The 15329-nt window shown below is 69.0% G+C and carries 14 protein-coding genes; 5 read left to right on the forward strand and 9 right to left on the reverse strand.

The genetic code is table 11. The annotated features are described in order from the left end of the window. Window positions 1-3 precede the first annotated feature (3 nt). The gene (locus PRL19_RS05440; protein WP_273744150.1) at window positions 4-1362 is read left to right on the forward strand and encodes an alpha,alpha-trehalose-phosphate synthase (UDP-forming); all 1359 of its coding nucleotides are present in this window, start codon (window positions 4-6) and stop codon (window positions 1360-1362) included. A 246-nt stretch (window positions 1363-1608) separates the two neighbouring features. On the opposite strand, the gene aroQ is transcribed toward PRL19_RS05440, so the two are convergent. From aroQ to PRL19_RS05465, 5 genes are read right to left on the reverse strand one after another with little or no spacing between them, the layout of a single operon-like run. Continuing rightward, a complete protein-coding gene (aroQ, locus tag PRL19_RS05445) occupies window positions 1609-2037 on the reverse strand; it encodes a type II 3-dehydroquinate dehydratase (RefSeq protein WP_042250123.1) in 429 nt (142 codons plus the stop codon). A 39-nt stretch (window positions 2038-2076) separates the two neighbouring features. Continuing rightward, window positions 2077-3543: an asparaginase domain-containing protein gene (locus PRL19_RS05450; protein WP_273744151.1), complete on the reverse strand. Its 1467-nt coding sequence runs from the start codon at window positions 3541-3543 to the stop codon at window positions 2077-2079. Window positions 3544-3577: 34 nt separating this feature from the next. Beyond that, window positions 3578-4639: a histone deacetylase family protein gene (locus tag PRL19_RS05455; protein WP_337960270.1), complete on the reverse strand. Its 1062-nt coding sequence runs from the start codon at window positions 4637-4639 to the stop codon at window positions 3578-3580. Window positions 4640-4641: 2 nt separating this feature from the next. Further along, a complete protein-coding gene (locus tag PRL19_RS05460) occupies window positions 4642-5184 on the reverse strand; it encodes a DUF924 family protein (RefSeq protein ID WP_127897650.1) in 543 nt (180 codons plus the stop codon). An 11-nt stretch (window positions 5185-5195) separates the two neighbouring features. Next, window positions 5196-6128 (reverse strand): pirin family protein, encoded by a 933-nt coding sequence (locus tag PRL19_RS05465; protein ID WP_273744152.1) that lies wholly within the window; start codon window positions 6126-6128, stop codon window positions 5196-5198. A 153-nt stretch (window positions 6129-6281) separates the two neighbouring features. Between PRL19_RS05465 and PRL19_RS05470 the strand changes: the two genes are divergently transcribed. After that, the gene (locus tag PRL19_RS05470; RefSeq protein ID WP_273744153.1) at window positions 6282-7778 is read left to right on the forward strand and encodes a VOC family protein; all 1497 of its coding nucleotides are present in this window, start codon (window positions 6282-6284) and stop codon (window positions 7776-7778) included. Window positions 7779-7845: 67 nt separating this feature from the next. Here the strand turns inward: PRL19_RS05470 and PRL19_RS05475 are convergent, their stop codons facing one another. From PRL19_RS05475 to PRL19_RS05485, 3 genes are read right to left on the reverse strand one after another with little or no spacing between them, the layout of a single operon-like run. Continuing rightward, the gene (locus PRL19_RS05475; RefSeq protein ID WP_273744154.1) at window positions 7846-8601 is read right to left on the reverse strand and encodes a VOC family protein; all 756 of its coding nucleotides are present in this window, start codon (window positions 8599-8601) and stop codon (window positions 7846-7848) included. Then, the gene (locus PRL19_RS05480) at window positions 8598-9152 is read right to left on the reverse strand and encodes an NADPH-dependent FMN reductase (protein ID WP_252929620.1); all 555 of its coding nucleotides are present in this window, start codon (window positions 9150-9152) and stop codon (window positions 8598-8600) included. The genes PRL19_RS05475 and PRL19_RS05480 overlap by 4 nt, the downstream gene beginning before the upstream one ends. A gap of 17 nt (window positions 9153-9169) precedes the next feature. Further along, window positions 9170-10102, reverse strand: a complete 933-nt coding sequence (locus PRL19_RS05485; RefSeq protein ID WP_273744155.1) for a ring-cleaving dioxygenase — start codon at window positions 10100-10102, stop codon at window positions 9170-9172. Between the two features lie 120 nt (window positions 10103-10222). Between PRL19_RS05485 and PRL19_RS05490 the strand changes: the two genes are divergently transcribed. Both PRL19_RS05490 and PRL19_RS05495 read left to right on the forward strand, forming a co-directional pair. Further along, window positions 10223-11197, forward strand: coding sequence for a LysR family transcriptional regulator (locus PRL19_RS05490; RefSeq protein ID WP_127897656.1), 975 nt, complete (start codon window positions 10223-10225; stop codon window positions 11195-11197). Beyond that, window positions 11194-11382 carry a hypothetical protein gene (locus PRL19_RS05495; RefSeq protein WP_046000653.1) on the forward strand — a complete coding sequence of 63 codons (189 nt, stop codon included), beginning with the start codon at window positions 11194-11196 and terminating at the stop codon, window positions 11380-11382. The genes PRL19_RS05490 and PRL19_RS05495 overlap by 4 nt, the downstream gene beginning before the upstream one ends. 19 nt (window positions 11383-11401) lie before the next feature. Here the strand turns inward: PRL19_RS05495 and PRL19_RS05500 are convergent, their stop codons facing one another. Beyond that, window positions 11402-13006, reverse strand: coding sequence for an alpha-glucosidase (locus PRL19_RS05500; protein ID WP_273744463.1), 1605 nt, complete (start codon window positions 13004-13006; stop codon window positions 11402-11404). 117 nt (window positions 13007-13123) lie between these two features. Here PRL19_RS05500 and glgB point away from each other — a divergent pair, with 117 nt between their 5' ends. Further along, on the forward strand, window positions 13124-15307 hold the full coding sequence (gene glgB, locus PRL19_RS05505) for a 1,4-alpha-glucan branching protein GlgB (protein WP_273744156.1): 2184 nt from the start codon (window positions 13124-13126) through the stop codon (window positions 15305-15307). Window positions 15308-15329: the final 22 nt, after the last annotated feature.

Genomic DNA, 15329 nt, shown 5'->3' on the forward strand with positions numbered 1-15329 from the left:
CCCATGTCCACCGAACCGCGCCTGATCGTCGTCTCGAACCGCCTGCCGCTGGGGGACGATCCCTCGGGCGGGCTGGTGGTGGCGCTGGAGGATGCGCTGCGCAGTTCCGGCGGGGTGTGGGTGGGTTTCTCGGGCGAGGTGACGGACGATCCCGCGCCCGACCTGCAGGACCATCCGGGCGCGGCGTTCCAGCGGCTGTCCTTTGACCTGACCCCGCAAGAGCATGACGAATACTATCTGGGCTATTCCAACTCCATCCTGTGGCCGCTGTGCCATGGGCGCCCCAACCTGATGCGCATCCGGCCCGAATACCTGGATGGATATGCACGGGTGAACCAGCGCATCGCGCGGATGCTGCTGCCGGTCCTGCGCCCCGATGACCGGATCTGGGTGCAGGATTATCACCTGTTCCCGCTGGCCGCCGAACTGCGCGCCCTGGGGGTGGAAAACCCGATCGGCCATTTCCTGCACATCCCGTTTCCGGGTCCGGCCGATTGCGCGGCCCTGCCCAACCCCGCGCAGCTGTTCGACTGGCTGTCCCACTACGATCTGCTGGGGTTCCAGGCCGAACGCGACCTTGGCGCCTTTGCCGAAAGCGCGCGCCAGCTGGCGGACGGCGATCAGGTCGCGCCGGACCGCTTCCGGCTGTCGGGACGCATGGTCCGCACGCAGGTCTTTCCGATCGGCATCGACGCCGCGGCCTTCATCACCGAGGCGGCAGACGCCCCCGACAGCGACCGTATGCGCCTGTTGACCGGGGCCAAGATGATGATCGGCGTCGACCGGCTGGATTATTCCAAGGGCATCCCGCAGCGGTTCCGGGCCTATCAGCTGCTGCTGGAAAAGATCCCCGACCTGCATGAGAAGATCTCGTTCCTGCAGATCGCGCCCCCGACGCGGGGCGAGGTCGAAGCCTATCAGGACATCCGGGAGGAGACCGAACACCTGGCCGGACGCATCAACGGCCAATTCGCGACGCTGAACTGGACGCCGATCCGGTTCATTCACCGGCCGTTCCCGCGTCCCGTTCTGGCGGGGCTGTACCGGCAGGCGCGCATCGGGTTGGTCACGCCGCTGGCCGACGGGATGAACCTGGTCGCCAAGGAATACGTCGCCGCCCAGAACCCCGACGATCCGGGCGTGCTGATCCTGTCGCGCTTTGCCGGGGCCGCAGAGACCATGGCCGAGGCGCTGATCATCAACCCCCACGACCCGCATGATCTGGCCGTCGCGATGGCCCAGGCGATGCGGATGTCGCAAGCCGAACGCCGCGACCGCCATGCCGCCCTGCTGGAAGGTGTAGTGGACCACGATGTCGCCTGGTGGTCGCGCACCTATCTGGAGGCGCTGACGGTGCGGTGATTCGCGCGGGGTGTGCCTAAGGATCGGGCAATACCCTTAAATTGCGCCCGGTCCCGTGGCAGCGCACGTCCCGGTTGACCGAGCGGCGCGGCCTTCGGTGACAGGAGCGCGGGTCCGGCGCATGGTGGACCTATGAAGCAGATGCTTCGTGGCGTCCTCCTCCCGGTCCGGCCACGGACACTTCGGAAAGCCGCCGGTCCTGCCGCCCCCCTCCTCCCTGCGGCCAGGTCCGGCGGTCTTTTCGTCTCAGCCGATCAGGCCCGCCACGTGGCGCAGGGCTGCGGCATAGCCGTTCAGCCCCAGCCCCGCGATCACCCCGTCGGCGCGCTTTGACACGAACGAATGGTGGCGGAACGCCTCGCGTTTGTGGACCTGGCTGATATGGACCTCGATCACCGGGCCGTCGAAGGCGTTCAGCGCATCCAGCACCGCGACCGAGGTATGGGTCAGTGCCGCCGGGTTGATGACGATGGCCGCGGCTTCCAGCCGGGCTTCGTGGATCCAGTCGACGATCTGGCCTTCCCAGTTCGACTGCAGGAAGCGGATGTCATGCGGGGCGGCGGCCTTGCGGCACAGCGCCTCGAGATCGGCCAGCGTCTCGTGGCCATAGACCTCGGGCTGGCGCTGGCCCAGCAGGTTCAGGTTCGGACCGTTCAGGACATGGATCAGCGGCATCGGGGTCTCCTTGCTGGGGCTTGCTAGCGCGGGCGGGTGTCAGCCCGCAAGCGCGGTGACGGGGGCGGCGCGATGGGCGGGGTCGATCATGCGCAGCGCCGGAGGATCGTCCGACAGGATCGCCACCGCGCCGGGGGCGAGAGGGCCGGACCACAGCACCGCCCCGTCGTGACCGATCAGCGCCAGCCGGTCGCCCTGCATCCGCAGCACGCCCGGCCCCGGCGCTTGCCACAGGACCGCGCCGCCCCGCATCAGCCGCGGCCCGGCATCGGGGTCGTTCTCCAGCCGCACGGGGCCGCAGGTCAGCACCTGTCCGGGCCACAGCGGGCCGTCCATCCGGTCGGTGGGCGCACATTCCCCGGTCAGCCCGCGCGCCAGCAGGGCGGCCAGCGTGGCGCGGTCCCACCCGTGATGGGGCGCCGCCGCGGTCAGGACCACCATCTTGGCCAGCGCCGCGACGGGCGTCATGTCGCCCCCCGCGACGGCGCCTGTCGCCGCGATCCAGGCCCCGGCGGCGTAATCGAACGCGCCGACCTGCCCGCCGATCACCCGGCTGGCGATCAGCACGGGCATGTCCGCATCCGCCAGCACCTGGGCCATCGCGCCATCTCCTGCGGGGACATTGCCGGGGCCGAACCCTTCCAGCACTAGGCCGGTCGCGCCCTGGTCCAGCGCCGCGCGCACCTGCTGCGCTAGCATCGGGGCGGCGGTGCGGTGATCGGCGGGCACGGCCGTGATCTGCACCGCGCGCTGATCGTCGATGCAGGCCTGCACCGCGTCCAGCTGGGCCATCGCCTGCGCATGGGCCGCGGGCGCGTCCAGCGCAAGGTCGGGGGCGGCGGGGCCGGGCAGGGGCGCGACCGTGCCCCGGCGGATGCCGATGCCGCGTTCCGCCAGGGGCGCCAGATGCGGGCTGTCGAAAGCCGCGAAGCGTGTCGTCGACACCTTGAGTGCGCGGCACCCGCGCAGCAGGCGTCCGTCGAAGAAGATCGCGACCTCGGGCAGGCGCAGGCGGGCGCAGGACAGTGCGCCGGTCAGGTTGGCCAGCGCATCGCTGCCCGCGTTCAGGACCAGCCCGGCGGGGGTGTCGGTGAACAGCGGCAGCTGTGCGCCCGTCAGGATCACCGGCTTGGACAGCGCCGCGCGGGCCAGCCCCAGATCGTCGAACACGTTCAGCAGCAGGGGCAGCGCCGCGCCGGTGTAATCCATCGTGTCGGTGCCGTGCAGGATTACGAAGGCGTCGTGGTCGGCATAGAGGTCCAGCACCCGCCGCGCGATCCGGCACCAGTCGGACGGGCGCAGGTCGGTGCTGTCCAGCGTTCCGGGCCCGTCATCCGAAAACCGCAGTCCCATGTCGAAATGCAGCGCGTCCCCCGGCAGGGCCGCCGCCAGCGCCGGCCCCAGCAGATCGTTCGCGCCGCGGGCAAAGCGGTCCGCCGCCATGGGGGCCAGCGGCTGGCCCGTGCTGCTGATCGTGCCGCCCGTGTTGATGATGCAGATGCGCATGAGGGTCCCCCGTTCCCGGACCGCTATAGAACGCTCAGGCGGTGCCGATCCAGCCCCGCAGAAAGCTGGCAAGGTTGTGCGTCAGATCCTCGGACAGATAGCCGCCCTCCTGGACGATGACGGTGGGCAGGCCCGCGGCGCGGATGCGGGCGGCGGCGCGGGCGAAACCCGGGGTGGTGACGCGCAGCCCGCGAAACGGGTCGTTCTCGTGCGCGTCCAGCCCCAGGGCCAGGACAAGCGCCCCCGGCGCGAAATCCGCGATGCGGTCCAGCGCGCGGTCGATGGCGTCCAGCCAGACGGCATCGTCCGATCCCAGGGGCAGCGGCAGGTTCAGGTTGGTGCCGGCCGGCCCCACCTCATGCACATGGCCCAGATAGAAGGGGTAGAACGCGTCCGGATCGGCATGAACGGACACGGTCAGCACGTCGGCACGGTCAAAAAAGATCTGCTGCGTGCCGTTGCCGTGATGGACATCGATGTCCAGGATGGCGACCCGGTCATGCGCCGCGCGCAGGGCCTGCGCGGCGATGGCGGAATTGTTCAGGAAACAGTGCCCCGCCGCGGTGTCTGCATCGGCATGGTGCCCCGGCGGGCGGCACAGCGCATAGGCCGCGCCCGCACCGTCCAGCACCGCGCGGGTGGCCGCCAGCGCGGTGTCCACCCCGCGCAGCGCCGCCGCGTAGGTGTGCTGCCCAAGCGGACAGCCGGTATCGGCCATGTGCCAGCCCGCCCGCCCGGTGATCCCCGACGGATAGGTCTGGTCGGCCTTCTGCGGATGCAGGTTGGCCACGACCTCGGCCCCCGCGCCGGGGGCCGTCTGCCATTCGTCCCATGCGGTTTCCAGAAATTGCAGATAGCGCGCCGTGTGAACCGCGTGCATGGGGGCGCGGTCGGCCACCGGCGGATCGGTCGCGGTCAACCCCGCGGCGGCGATGCCCGCCAGCAGGCGGTCCGCACGTTCGGCGGTTTCCTTGTTCGCCATCGGCACCCCGCGCAGCATCCAGAACCGGGGATCGTGGGCGGCGGTGTCGGGTGCGTAAAAGCAGGGCAGGCTGTCCATGCGGCGCAGGCTAGGACGCGCGCGCCGCGTCGGCAAGATCAGAAGCCGCTATGCGTCTTCAGGAACTCCGCCTCCTCGGGGGTGCTGTCGCGGCCCAGGATCGCGTTGCGATGCGGAAAGCGGCCGAAGCGTTCGACGATGTCGCGATGCTCGCGCGCGAAATGCAGCGAATGGTCGTTGCCCAGGTCTTCGTACAGCGCCACCGACCGGGTCTGGTCGGCCAGATCCTCGCTGTGCATGAACGGCAGATAGAAGAACTGCCGCCGGTCGGGGGCCTGGCCCACGTCATGGCCCATGTCAAGCGCGGTCCGCGCGTGGCGCAGCGCCAGGTCGTTCGATTCGAAGCTGCGCGGCCCGCCGCGATAGATATTGCGCGGGAACTGGTCCAGCACGATCACCAGAGCCAGCGCGCTGTCGGGCGCGTCCATCCAGTCGTCCAGCCGCCCGGCATGCGCGGCCTCGTAGGTGTCGCTGAAACGGGCGGCGATGTCGCGGTCGATGTCGTCCGACTTGGCGAACCAATAGGGGCGCATCTGGTCCGAAAACCAGAACTCCAGCACCTCGTGGGGGGTCTTGGGCATGGGTCTCTCCGTCACGGCAAGGGGATGTGTTCGTCGCGGTCGCCCGGCGGCAGGTCGAACCGTCCTTGCCCCCAACGCGCCTCGCGCCATTCCTGTTTCGCGGCCTCGATCCGTTCGCGCGACGACGCGACGAAGTTCCACCAGATGTGGCGCGGCCCGTTCAGCGTGGCACCGCCAAGCGCCATCAGCCGTGCGCCCCGGTCGCCCGCCGCCACCGTGATCGCGTCGCCGGGGCGGAACACCATCATCTGCCCGGCCTGGAACTCCTGCCCGGCGATGCTGACGCTGCCCTCGGTGATGTAGATCCCTCGATCCTCGTGATCGACGGGCAGGGGAAAGCGGGCGCGGGCGGCAAGCGTCACGTCCAGATAGAACGTGTCGGAATGCATCGTCGCGGGCGCTGTCTCGCCATAGGCGCGGCCCAGGATCAGTCGCGCCTCGATCCCCTGGTCGCGGATCTCGGGCAGGGCGTCCGCCGCGTGATGTTCGAAGCTGGGGACGATGTCCTCATGCGTCTCCGGCAGGGCGATCCAGGTCTGGATCCCCAGCAGGCTGCTGGGCCCGGCGCGCACGGCCTCGGGGCTGCGTTCGGAATGGGTCACGCCACGGCCTGCGACCATCCAGTTCAGCGCGCCGGGCGTGATGATCTGATCCGCGCCGGTGCTGTCCTGATGCTGAAAGCTGCCACGATACAGATAGGTGACCGTGCCCAGCCCGATATGGGGGTGCGGGCGCACGTCGATGCCCTGGTCGGTCAGGAATTCCGCCGGGCCCATCTGGTCGAAGAAGATGAACGGCCCCACCATCTGGCGTTTGGGGGCGGGCAGGGCGCGGCGCACCTCGAACCCGCCCAGGTCGCGGGCGCGGGGGATGATCAGCGTCTCGATGGCATCGGCGCCGACGGCGTCGGGGCATCCGGGGGTCAGGGCGGGGTTCCAGCTCATGGCGTTCTCTCCTGTGCTGTTCCCAAGGGTGGGGGTTTGCGGGCCATCGGGCAAGCGTGCAGGCGTTCGGTTCGTGCGAACGCTGGGTTGCGTACGACCCCCGTGGCGCCGAACGACCGCCACGGGCATGTTGGATCCTGAAAGGAGGTCGCCATGACGGGACTTCATCACGTGACGGCCATCACGCGCGACGTGCAGGCCAATGTCGATTTCTGGATGGGCTTTCTGGGCCTGTCGCTGGTCAAGCAGACCGCGGGGTTCGAGGATGCCGAACAGCTGCACCTGTTCTATGGCGATGCCACGGGCGCGCCCGGGTCGCTGGTCAGCTTCCTGGTCTGGCAGGACGGCGCGCCCGGTCGCGTGGGACACGGACAGGTGGCCGAGATCGCCTTGGCCATCCCCCGCGCGCGGATCGGCGACTGGCTGACCCGCGCCATGCAGCGCGGCTTGCGCGTCGAGGGGCCGGTCCGCGAATTCGGTGCGCCGGTCCTGCGCCTGCGCGACCCAGACGGGATCATCGTCAAGCTGGTGGGCGGGGACATCCCCGATACCGGCTGGCCCGCGGCCCCCGCCCGCCTGCAGGGCGTAACCCTGTGGTCGCAGGACGCCCCGGCCACGGCGGCGTTCCTGGCACGCTTCGGCTATGCCCCCCAAGGCATCGAAGGCGGCGTGACGCGCCTGGCATCAAACCGCGACGCGATCGACATCCGCGACACGGCAGGGTTCGTGCCGGGCATTCCGGGAACCGGGGTGATCGACCATGTCGCCCTGCGCGTGCCCGATGTCGCGGCGATCGACGAGCACCGGGCCGCGCTGACCGATGTGACGGTCCATGATCGGCTGTACTTCACCTCTCTCTATGTCCGCGATCCTGCGGGCATCCTGATCGAACTGGCGACCGACGGTCCCGGCATGGCCGTGGACGAGGACGACCTCGGCCGGACCCTGAAGGTCCCGCCACACATGACCGACGACACCGACCTGCGGCTGCGCCTGCCGCAATTCGCCCGCCCGGGCGAGGAAAGGACCCCCATGCGCGATCTGCCCTTCATCCACCGCATCCACACCCCTGACGATGCAGACGGGTCGGTGATCCTCCTGCTGCACGGCACCGGCGGATCGGAATCCGACCTGATGCCGCTGGCGCATCGCATCGCGCCGCGCGCCACCCTGCTGGGCCTGCGCGGCCGGTCGACCGAGGAGGGCGTCGCCCGGTTCTTCCGGCGCCTGTCCATGGCCAGCTTTGACCAGGACGACATCCGGTCCGAAGCCGCGGCCTTTGCCGGCTTCTGGGAGGGTGCGATGGCGGCCTATGGCCTCGACCCCGCGCGGCTGACGGTGCTGGGCTATTCGAACGGCGCAAACTTTGCGGGGGCGGTGATGGCTCTGCATCCGGGGCTGATCGCGCGGGCGATCCTGATCCGGCCGATGCTGGTGCTGGACCCGGCGCCACGGGCCGATCTGTCGGGGGTCCGGGTTCTGACGCTGCAGGGGGCGCGCGACCCCTATGGACATTACGCCCCGGCGTTGAACGACTGGCTGGCCGCAAGCGGGGCCGATCTGGACGCCCGCACGATCGCGGCGGGACACGAGATCGCCCCCGAGGACCTTGCCGCGGCCAGCGCCTGGATGGCCAGTTCCGGGGCATGAAAAAGCCCCGCCTCCGGTCTTGGCCGGAGGCGGGGCGCACTGGTCAGACTGTGTACGGCGCTATAACTCAGACAAATTCGAACCGGTTCCCGAACGGGTCCGCCACGGCCGCCGATTTCTCCGGAAATCCGGTCAAGGCGACGTGATCCAGCCCGGTCCGGCCGTCGGGGCGGGGACCGGCCCCCCGGCTGTTCCAGACATTCGCGGCCAGATGGTGGTGATAGCCGTTCCAGCCGTACCAGCCCCCGCCCGGCGCATCATGGGTGCGCGTCAGGCCAAGCGTGCCCTGCATGAAGTCATCGGCCGCGTCCATCGCCCCGACCTGCAGGTGGACATGGCCGATTTGGGTCCCGGCGGGCGCGTCCTGCCAGGGCCCGTCCGCCGCGGCCGCAAGATCGTTCAGGTCCAGCCGTTCGGTGACCATCCGCACGCGGTCGCCGTCGCGGGTCCAGTCCGAGGCAGGCCGGTCGCGATAGATCTCAATCCCGTTGCCTTCGGGGTCGTCCAGATACAGCGCCTCGCTGACATCGTGATCCGATGCGCCGGTCAGCCGCACGCCCGTATCGGCGGCGTGGCGCAGCCAACGGCCCAGGGCCGCGCGGTCGGGCAGCAGGAAGGCGGTGTGGAACAGGCCTGCGTCACGCGGATCGCGCGGGATGGCGGCGGGATCGCCCGACAGGCGGATCAGCACCTGCCCGCCCGCGCCCAGATCGCGCTGTGCCCCGTCCGCGCCCATCGGCTCCAGCCCAAGCACGGTCTGATAGAACCGCGCCATGCCGGGCAGGTCGCGCACGGTCAGCGCGACATGGGCGATGCCGGTCATGACCGGCCGCCGCCGATCGAGCCGGCAAAGCCCGCCACGAATTCGACCAGCCTTTCGCGGGTCTTGTCGTCCGTCAGGTTGCCTTGGTCGTCGAACAGATCGCCCGCGCGCGACACCATCAGCCGTCCTTCCCACCAAGGGCGGGTGGCCAGCATCCGCAGCACCGGCAGCCAGTGCGACTGCGCATGCGCGGTTCCGAAATTGCCCGGAGAGGCGCCGATGACGGCCACGGGCTTGCCCTTGAAGATGGCCATGCCCTGGCCGCGCGACATCCAGTCGATGACGTTCTTCAGCACGCCCGGCACGCCGTTGTTGTATTCAGGGCTGACCAGCAGCAGCCCGTCCGCGGCCGCCAGCTGGTCGGTCAGGGTCGTGACCGCGGCGGGAATGCCCGACGCGGCCTCCAGGTCGCCGTCATAGAGCGGCACCTGCGCGATGTCGCCGATGGTGATCGTCACACCCTCGGGGGCGGCATCCGCCGCCGCCCGAAGCAGGCCGGAATTCAGCGATGCCCGACGCAGGCTGCCGGAAAGTCCCAGGATCGTGGTCATCGCGTCTCTCCTTGCGTTCAGGCCAGGGGTTTCAGCCCGGCCTCGATCTGCTGGCGCTTGCCCTCCAGGAAGGGGGGCAGGGACAGGCTCTCGCCCATCGTCTCGAAGGGTTCGTCCACGTCGAAGCCCGGCCCGTCGGTCGCCAGTTCGAACAGATTGCCGCCGGGTTCGCGGAAATACAACGACCGGAAATAGAACCGCTCGACCTCGCCGCTGCTGGGCACGCGGAACCGGGCCACGCGGTCGGTCCAGGCGGTCAGGGCAGCGGTATCGGGCACGCGGAAGGCCACGTGATGCACCCCGCCCGCGCCCTGGCGCGCCTGCGGCAGGCCGGGCTGGACCGCGACATGCAGTTCGGCCGCGGCACCACCCTCGCCCATCTCGAAGACATGGACCTGGCCCTGGCCATCGGGGCTGGCATAGTCGCGCACCAGGCGCATGTTCATGACCTGGGTCAGCACGGCTTGGGTCGGGGCCAGTTCGGGAACCGAGATGGTGATCGGCCCCAGCCCGTGAATCTGGTGTTCGGCGGGCACGTCGCTGCGATCCCAGGGCTGGCCTGCCGGGGTGGGGGCGGCGATCAGGCGCAGGCGCTGACCCTCGGGGTCCTCGACATCCAGGGTCGGGCGGCCGTCCAGCGTGGTGATCTTGCTGGCCAGGCCCGACAGACGGTCGGCCCAGTAGTCCATACTGTCCTCGCCCACGCGCAGCCCCGTCCGGGTGATCGCGTTCGTGCCGCGGCGTTCGGGCGCGGCGGGCCAGTCGAAGAAGGTGATGTCGGTGCCGGGGCTGCCCGCCCCGTCCGCGAAGAACAGGTGATAGGCCGAGGTGTCGTCCTGGTTCACGGTCTTCTTGACCCGGCGCAGGCCAAGGGTCTGGGTATAGAACTGGTTGTTGCCCCGCGCATTGGCGGTGATCGCCGTCAGGTGATGGATTCCGGTCAGCTGCATGGCAGGCTCCTTTCCTTGCTTGAAGGGAATATGGCGCAGGCGGGGCGTTCGCGGCACCCATGCGCGCGGCAACGCCGCGTTCGGTTCTTGCGAACGACCGGCGACGTGCTAGGGTGCGCTATGACCTGGACGATCACGGATATCCGAACCTTTCTGTCGGTGCTGGATGCGGGCAGCATCTCGGGTGCCGCGGCGCGGTCGGACCTGTCGAAATCCGTGGTCAGCAAGCGGATCACCGATTTCGAGGCCGCGTTGGGCGTCGCGCTGTTCACCCGGCATGCCGGGCGCATCGCGCCCACCGACAGCGCGCTGTCCCTGGCCGAACGGTTGCGCCCGGCGCTGGCCGAACTGGTCGCCGCCACCGAAAGCGCCGCCGCGCCCGAGGCCGCGCTGCGCGGGCGGCTGGCCATCGCAGCGCCGATGAGTTTCGGCATCCGCCACCTGGGCCCGGTGATCGCGGGTTTCGCGCGCGCCCATCCGGGGCTGGAGATCGTGCTGGATTACGATGACCGGCACATGGACCTGGGGCGGGCGGGGTTCGATCTGGGGCTGCGCATCGGGCATCTGAAGGACAGCAGCCTGATGGCGCGCCGCCTGTGCGAGGATCCGCGCGCCCTGGTGGCCAGTCCCGATTACCTGGCGCAGCACGGCGCGGTCGGGGCGCCCGGCGATCTGGCGGGGCACGAGGTCATCGGATACCTGAACGCGCGGCTGGCCGAGATCTGGCCCTTTGGCGCCCAGGTCGCGCCGCCCCGGCAAAGCCGGGTGTCGGCCAACAACGGCGAGGCGATGCGCGATCTGGCCATCGGCGGGTTGGGCCTGGCGCTGCTTCCGCTGTTCATCGTTCATGACGCGCTGCGCGACGGGCGGCTGGTGCAGGTGCTGCCGGACTTGGCGCAGGACCCGCTGCCGATCAGCGTGGTCTGGCCGCCAATCCGGCCGCTGCCCCGCAAGACACGCGCCTTTGTCGATCACATCGCGGCGGCCTTTGCCGAGGACCCGCCATGGCAGCGCGGCCTGGTGCGTCCCGCGACGGCCGGGGGGCCAGCCCCCCGGACCCCCCGCCCCCCCAAGCCCCTGGAAGGTGTGCCATGAAGCTGGTCGATCCCGATGCGCCGTTCTTTCGCCCGCTGTGGGTGCGGGTGATCTGCGTGATCCTGCCGCTGATCTGGGCGGGGGTGGAGCTGTGGTCGGGCAGTCCCGCCTGGGCCATGCTGTTCGGGGCCGCGGGGATCTATCTGGGGCTGGCCCTGTTCGTGTGGCGGCGGCCGGAGCCCTGAGGCCCCAGCCACCCGTATCTTAGGCGGTCAGCGCCGGCACACCCGTCAGCCAGGCGAAGCCGTTCGCCGGCAGGTGCAGCGTGCCGCCCTCCAGCGTGGCGTTGACCGGGCCGCTGAGGTCGGTATCGCCCGCGACCGCCACCGACAGGGGCGTGCGCGACAGGTTGAACACCGCCGTCAGCGCCTGCCCGTCATGGTCGCGGCGGAAGGCCAGGATCGGTTCGGGCATGTCCAGGAAGGCGGTCTTGCCGAAGCGCAGCGCATCGGACGCCTTGCGGAAGGCGATCGTGCCGCGATAGGCGGCCAGCACGCTGTCGTTGCTGTTCTGCTGATGCGCCACGGCGCGGACCGCCTGGTCGTCCTTGACCGGCAGCCAGGGCGCCGCGTCCGAGAACCCCGCATGCGGTTCGCTCTGGTCCCAGACCATCGGCGTGCGGCAGCCGTCGCGGCCCTTGACCTCGGGCCAGAAGCGCAGGGCGGGGGGGTCGGTCAGTTCCTCATAGACCAGGGTCGTCTCGGTCTGGCCCAGCTCCTCTCCCTGATAGAGGCAGATCGTGCCGGGAAAGGACAGCAGCATCGCCGCCGCCTGCCGTGCCAGCGCCTCGGGGGATTGCGCATGGTCGGCCCAACGGGACACGTGCCGGATCACGTCGTGGTTCGAGAAGGACCAGCAGGAATGGCTGTCGGGGGCATGATCGTGCACGCCCTCGATCGTGTGCCGGAAATGGCGCGCGGTGAAGTCGGGGCTGAGCATCTCGAAGCTGTAGCACATGTGCAGGCGGTCATCGCCCTGGGTGTAATCGCCCATGATGTCGATGGCGGTCTGGCCGCCGTCGCCGACCTCTCCGACCATCATGCGGGCGTCGTATTCGTCGGTCAGCGCGCGCATGCGTTCCAGGAAGGCGATGTTCTCGCGCTGGTTCTTGGAATGGATGTGGCGCTGAAAGCCGTAGGTCTCGGGGCCCTTGTGGTCAGGATTGGGCGGGTTGTCGCGCAGCTTGGCGTCGTGGAAGTAGTAGTTGACCGTGTCCAGCCGGAACCCGTCGACGCCGCGATCCAGCCAGAAACGCATCGTATCCAGCAGGGCGTCCTGGACCGCAGGGTTCCACATGTTCAGGTCGGGCTGCTCGATCAGGAAGTTGTGCAGGTAGTACTGGCGCCGGCGCGGCTCCCATTCCCATGCCGGGCCGCCGAAGACGGAGGGCCAGTTCGTGGGCGGGGTGCCGTCGGGCTTGGGGTCGGCCCAGACATACCAGTCGGCCTTGGGGTTGGTGCGGTCGCGGCGGCTCTCGTCGAACCAGGGATGCTTGTCGCTGGAATGGCTGATGACCTGGTCGATGATGACCTTCAGGCCCAGGGCGTGCGCGCGGGCGACCATGGCGTCGAAATCGGCCATGCTGCCGAACAGCGGGTCGACGCCGGTATAGTCCGACACGTCATAGCCCATGTCCTTCTGCGGCGAGGTGAAGAAGGGCGACAGCCAGATCGCATCCACACCAAGGCCCGCCACATGGTCCAGCCGGCGCGTGATGCCCGGCAGGTCGCCGATGCCGTCGCCGTCACTGTCCTGAAAACTGCGGGGATAGATCTGATAGATCACCGCGTCGCGCCACCATTCCGCCATCATCGATACCTTTCCGGAAAATCCTGTCGTCGCGGATGACTATAGCGGGATCAAAAAGGAGGTGTTAGCGTTAACCAGACGATTGCCCGAATCTGTGATCGGGCTAAGGTGGGCCGCATGGACAAAAGCAAGAATTCTCCGCATGTTAGCCCCGAAGATCAGGCCCTGCTGGCCCAGGGGCGATGTTCGCAACCGTTTTCAATTCTGGGACCGCGCCCGTTCGGCGACGGTCAGTGGCTGACCGTCTATCACCCCGACCTGGCCGCACTGTCGGCCGTGGGGCCCGATGGAGAGACGGATCTGCCGCGCGTGGCGGGCGATCTGTTCGCCGGCCCGATCCCGGCCGGTCCCTATCGGCTGAAGGCCCGGTCGGGCGGCGGCGTCGAATGGACCTTTGACGACCCCTATCGGTTCGCGCCCGTGCTGGGCGAGATGGACCTGCACCTGCTAGCCGAAGGCACGCACAAGCGGCTGTGGCAGGCGCTGGGCGCGCATGTGACCACCCATCAGGGCGTCGCAGGGACCCGCTTTGCGGTCTGGGCGCCCAATGCGCGGCGGGTGTCGGTCGTGGGCCAGTTCAACGGGTGGGACGGCCGGCGTCATCCGATGCGCCGCGTGGGCCAGGGGTTCTGGGAGATCTTCCTGCCCGACCTGGGCGAGGGCACCCTCTACAAGTACGAGGTCCTGGACGCCCATGGCGGGGTCATGCTGAAGGCCGACCCGATGGGTTTCGGCAGCCAGCATCCGCCCGAGAAGGCCAGCGTGGTGCGCGACATCACCGGCTATGGCTGGAAGGACGCCGAATGGATGGCGCGGCGCGCGCGGGCGCAGGATCGCCGCGCCCCCATCAGCATCTATGAGGTCCATCCGGGCAGCTGGCGGCGCAAGTACGACGATGGCGGGCGGCCGCTCTCCTATCAGGAGATGGCGCGGGATCTGGTGGCCTATGCCAAGGACATGGGCTTCACCCATCTGGAGCTGATGCCGGTCAGCGAATTTCCGTTTGACGGGTCATGGGGCTATCAGCCGGTGGGCCTTTATGCGCCGACGATCCGGTTCGGCCCGCCGCATGAGTTCCGCGACCTGGTCGATGCGGCGCACCAGGCAGGGTTGGGGGTGCTGCTGGACTGGGTGCCGGGGCATTTCCCGACCGACGCGCATGGCCTGGCCCGCTTCGACGGGACCGAGCTTTACGAACATGCCGACCCGCGCGAGGGGTTCCACCAGGACTGGAACACGCTGATCTACAATTACGGCCGGACCGAGGTGCAGAACTTCCTGACGGCCAATGCGGTCTATTGGCTGGACGAATATCATGTCGACGGGCTGCGCGTGGATGCGGTGGCCTCGATGCTCTATCGCGACTATTCGCGCAAGGCGGGCGAATGGGTCCCGAACAAGGATGGCGGGCGCGAGAATTACGAGGCGATCGCCTTTCTTCAGAACATGAACATCGAGGCTTACGGCGAACAGCCCGGCATCATGACCGTGGCCGAGGAGAGCACGTCATTCCCCAAGGTGTCGGCCCCGGTCGATGCGGGGGGGCTGGGCTTTGGCTTCAAGTGGAACATGGGCTGGATGAACGACACCCTGCGCTACATGAGCCGCGATCCGGTCCACCGCCGCTATCACCACGACCTGATGAGTTTCGGGCTGATGTATGCGTTCACCGAGAACTTCATCCTGCCGATCAGCCATGACGAGGTCGTCCACGGCAAGGGCAGCCTGCTGCACAAGATGCCCGGCGACGAATGGCAGCAGTTCGCGAACCTGCGCGCCTATTACGGCTTCATGTGGGGGCATCCGGGGAAAAAGCTGCTGTTCATGGGCTGCGAGTTCGGCCAGCCCGAGGAGTGGAACCACAACGGAGAGCTGAACTGGCACGCCGCCGGGCAGCCGATGCACCAGGGCGTGCAGGCGCTGGTGCGCGACCTGAACGGCCTTTACCGCGACACCCCCGCCCTGCACGTCAAGGATGCCGAGCCCGAGGGGTTCCAGTGGATCGCGACCGATCCCGCGCAGTCGACCTATTCCTGGATCCGGCGTGGCGATGCGGGCGATCCGCCGGTGGTGTTGGTCTGCAACTTCACCCCCGTGCCGCGTCCCGGTTTCCGCATCGGCGTGCCGCAGGCGGGGCGCTGGCGCGAGGCGGTGAACACCGATGCCACCGCCTATGGCGGCAGCGGCATGGGCAATCTGGGCGGCGTCGTGGCGGACGGGGAACCGCAGGACGGTCAGCCGGCTTCGATGGCTGTGACCCTGCCGCCCCTGTCCGTGGTGATCTTCGTGGCGGCAGGCTGAAATCATGAGGGAGGAGAGGACC

The sequence above is a fragment of the Paracoccus marcusii genome (assembly GCF_028621715.1).
Classification (GTDB): domain Bacteria; phylum Pseudomonadota; class Alphaproteobacteria; order Rhodobacterales; family Rhodobacteraceae; genus Paracoccus; species Paracoccus marcusii.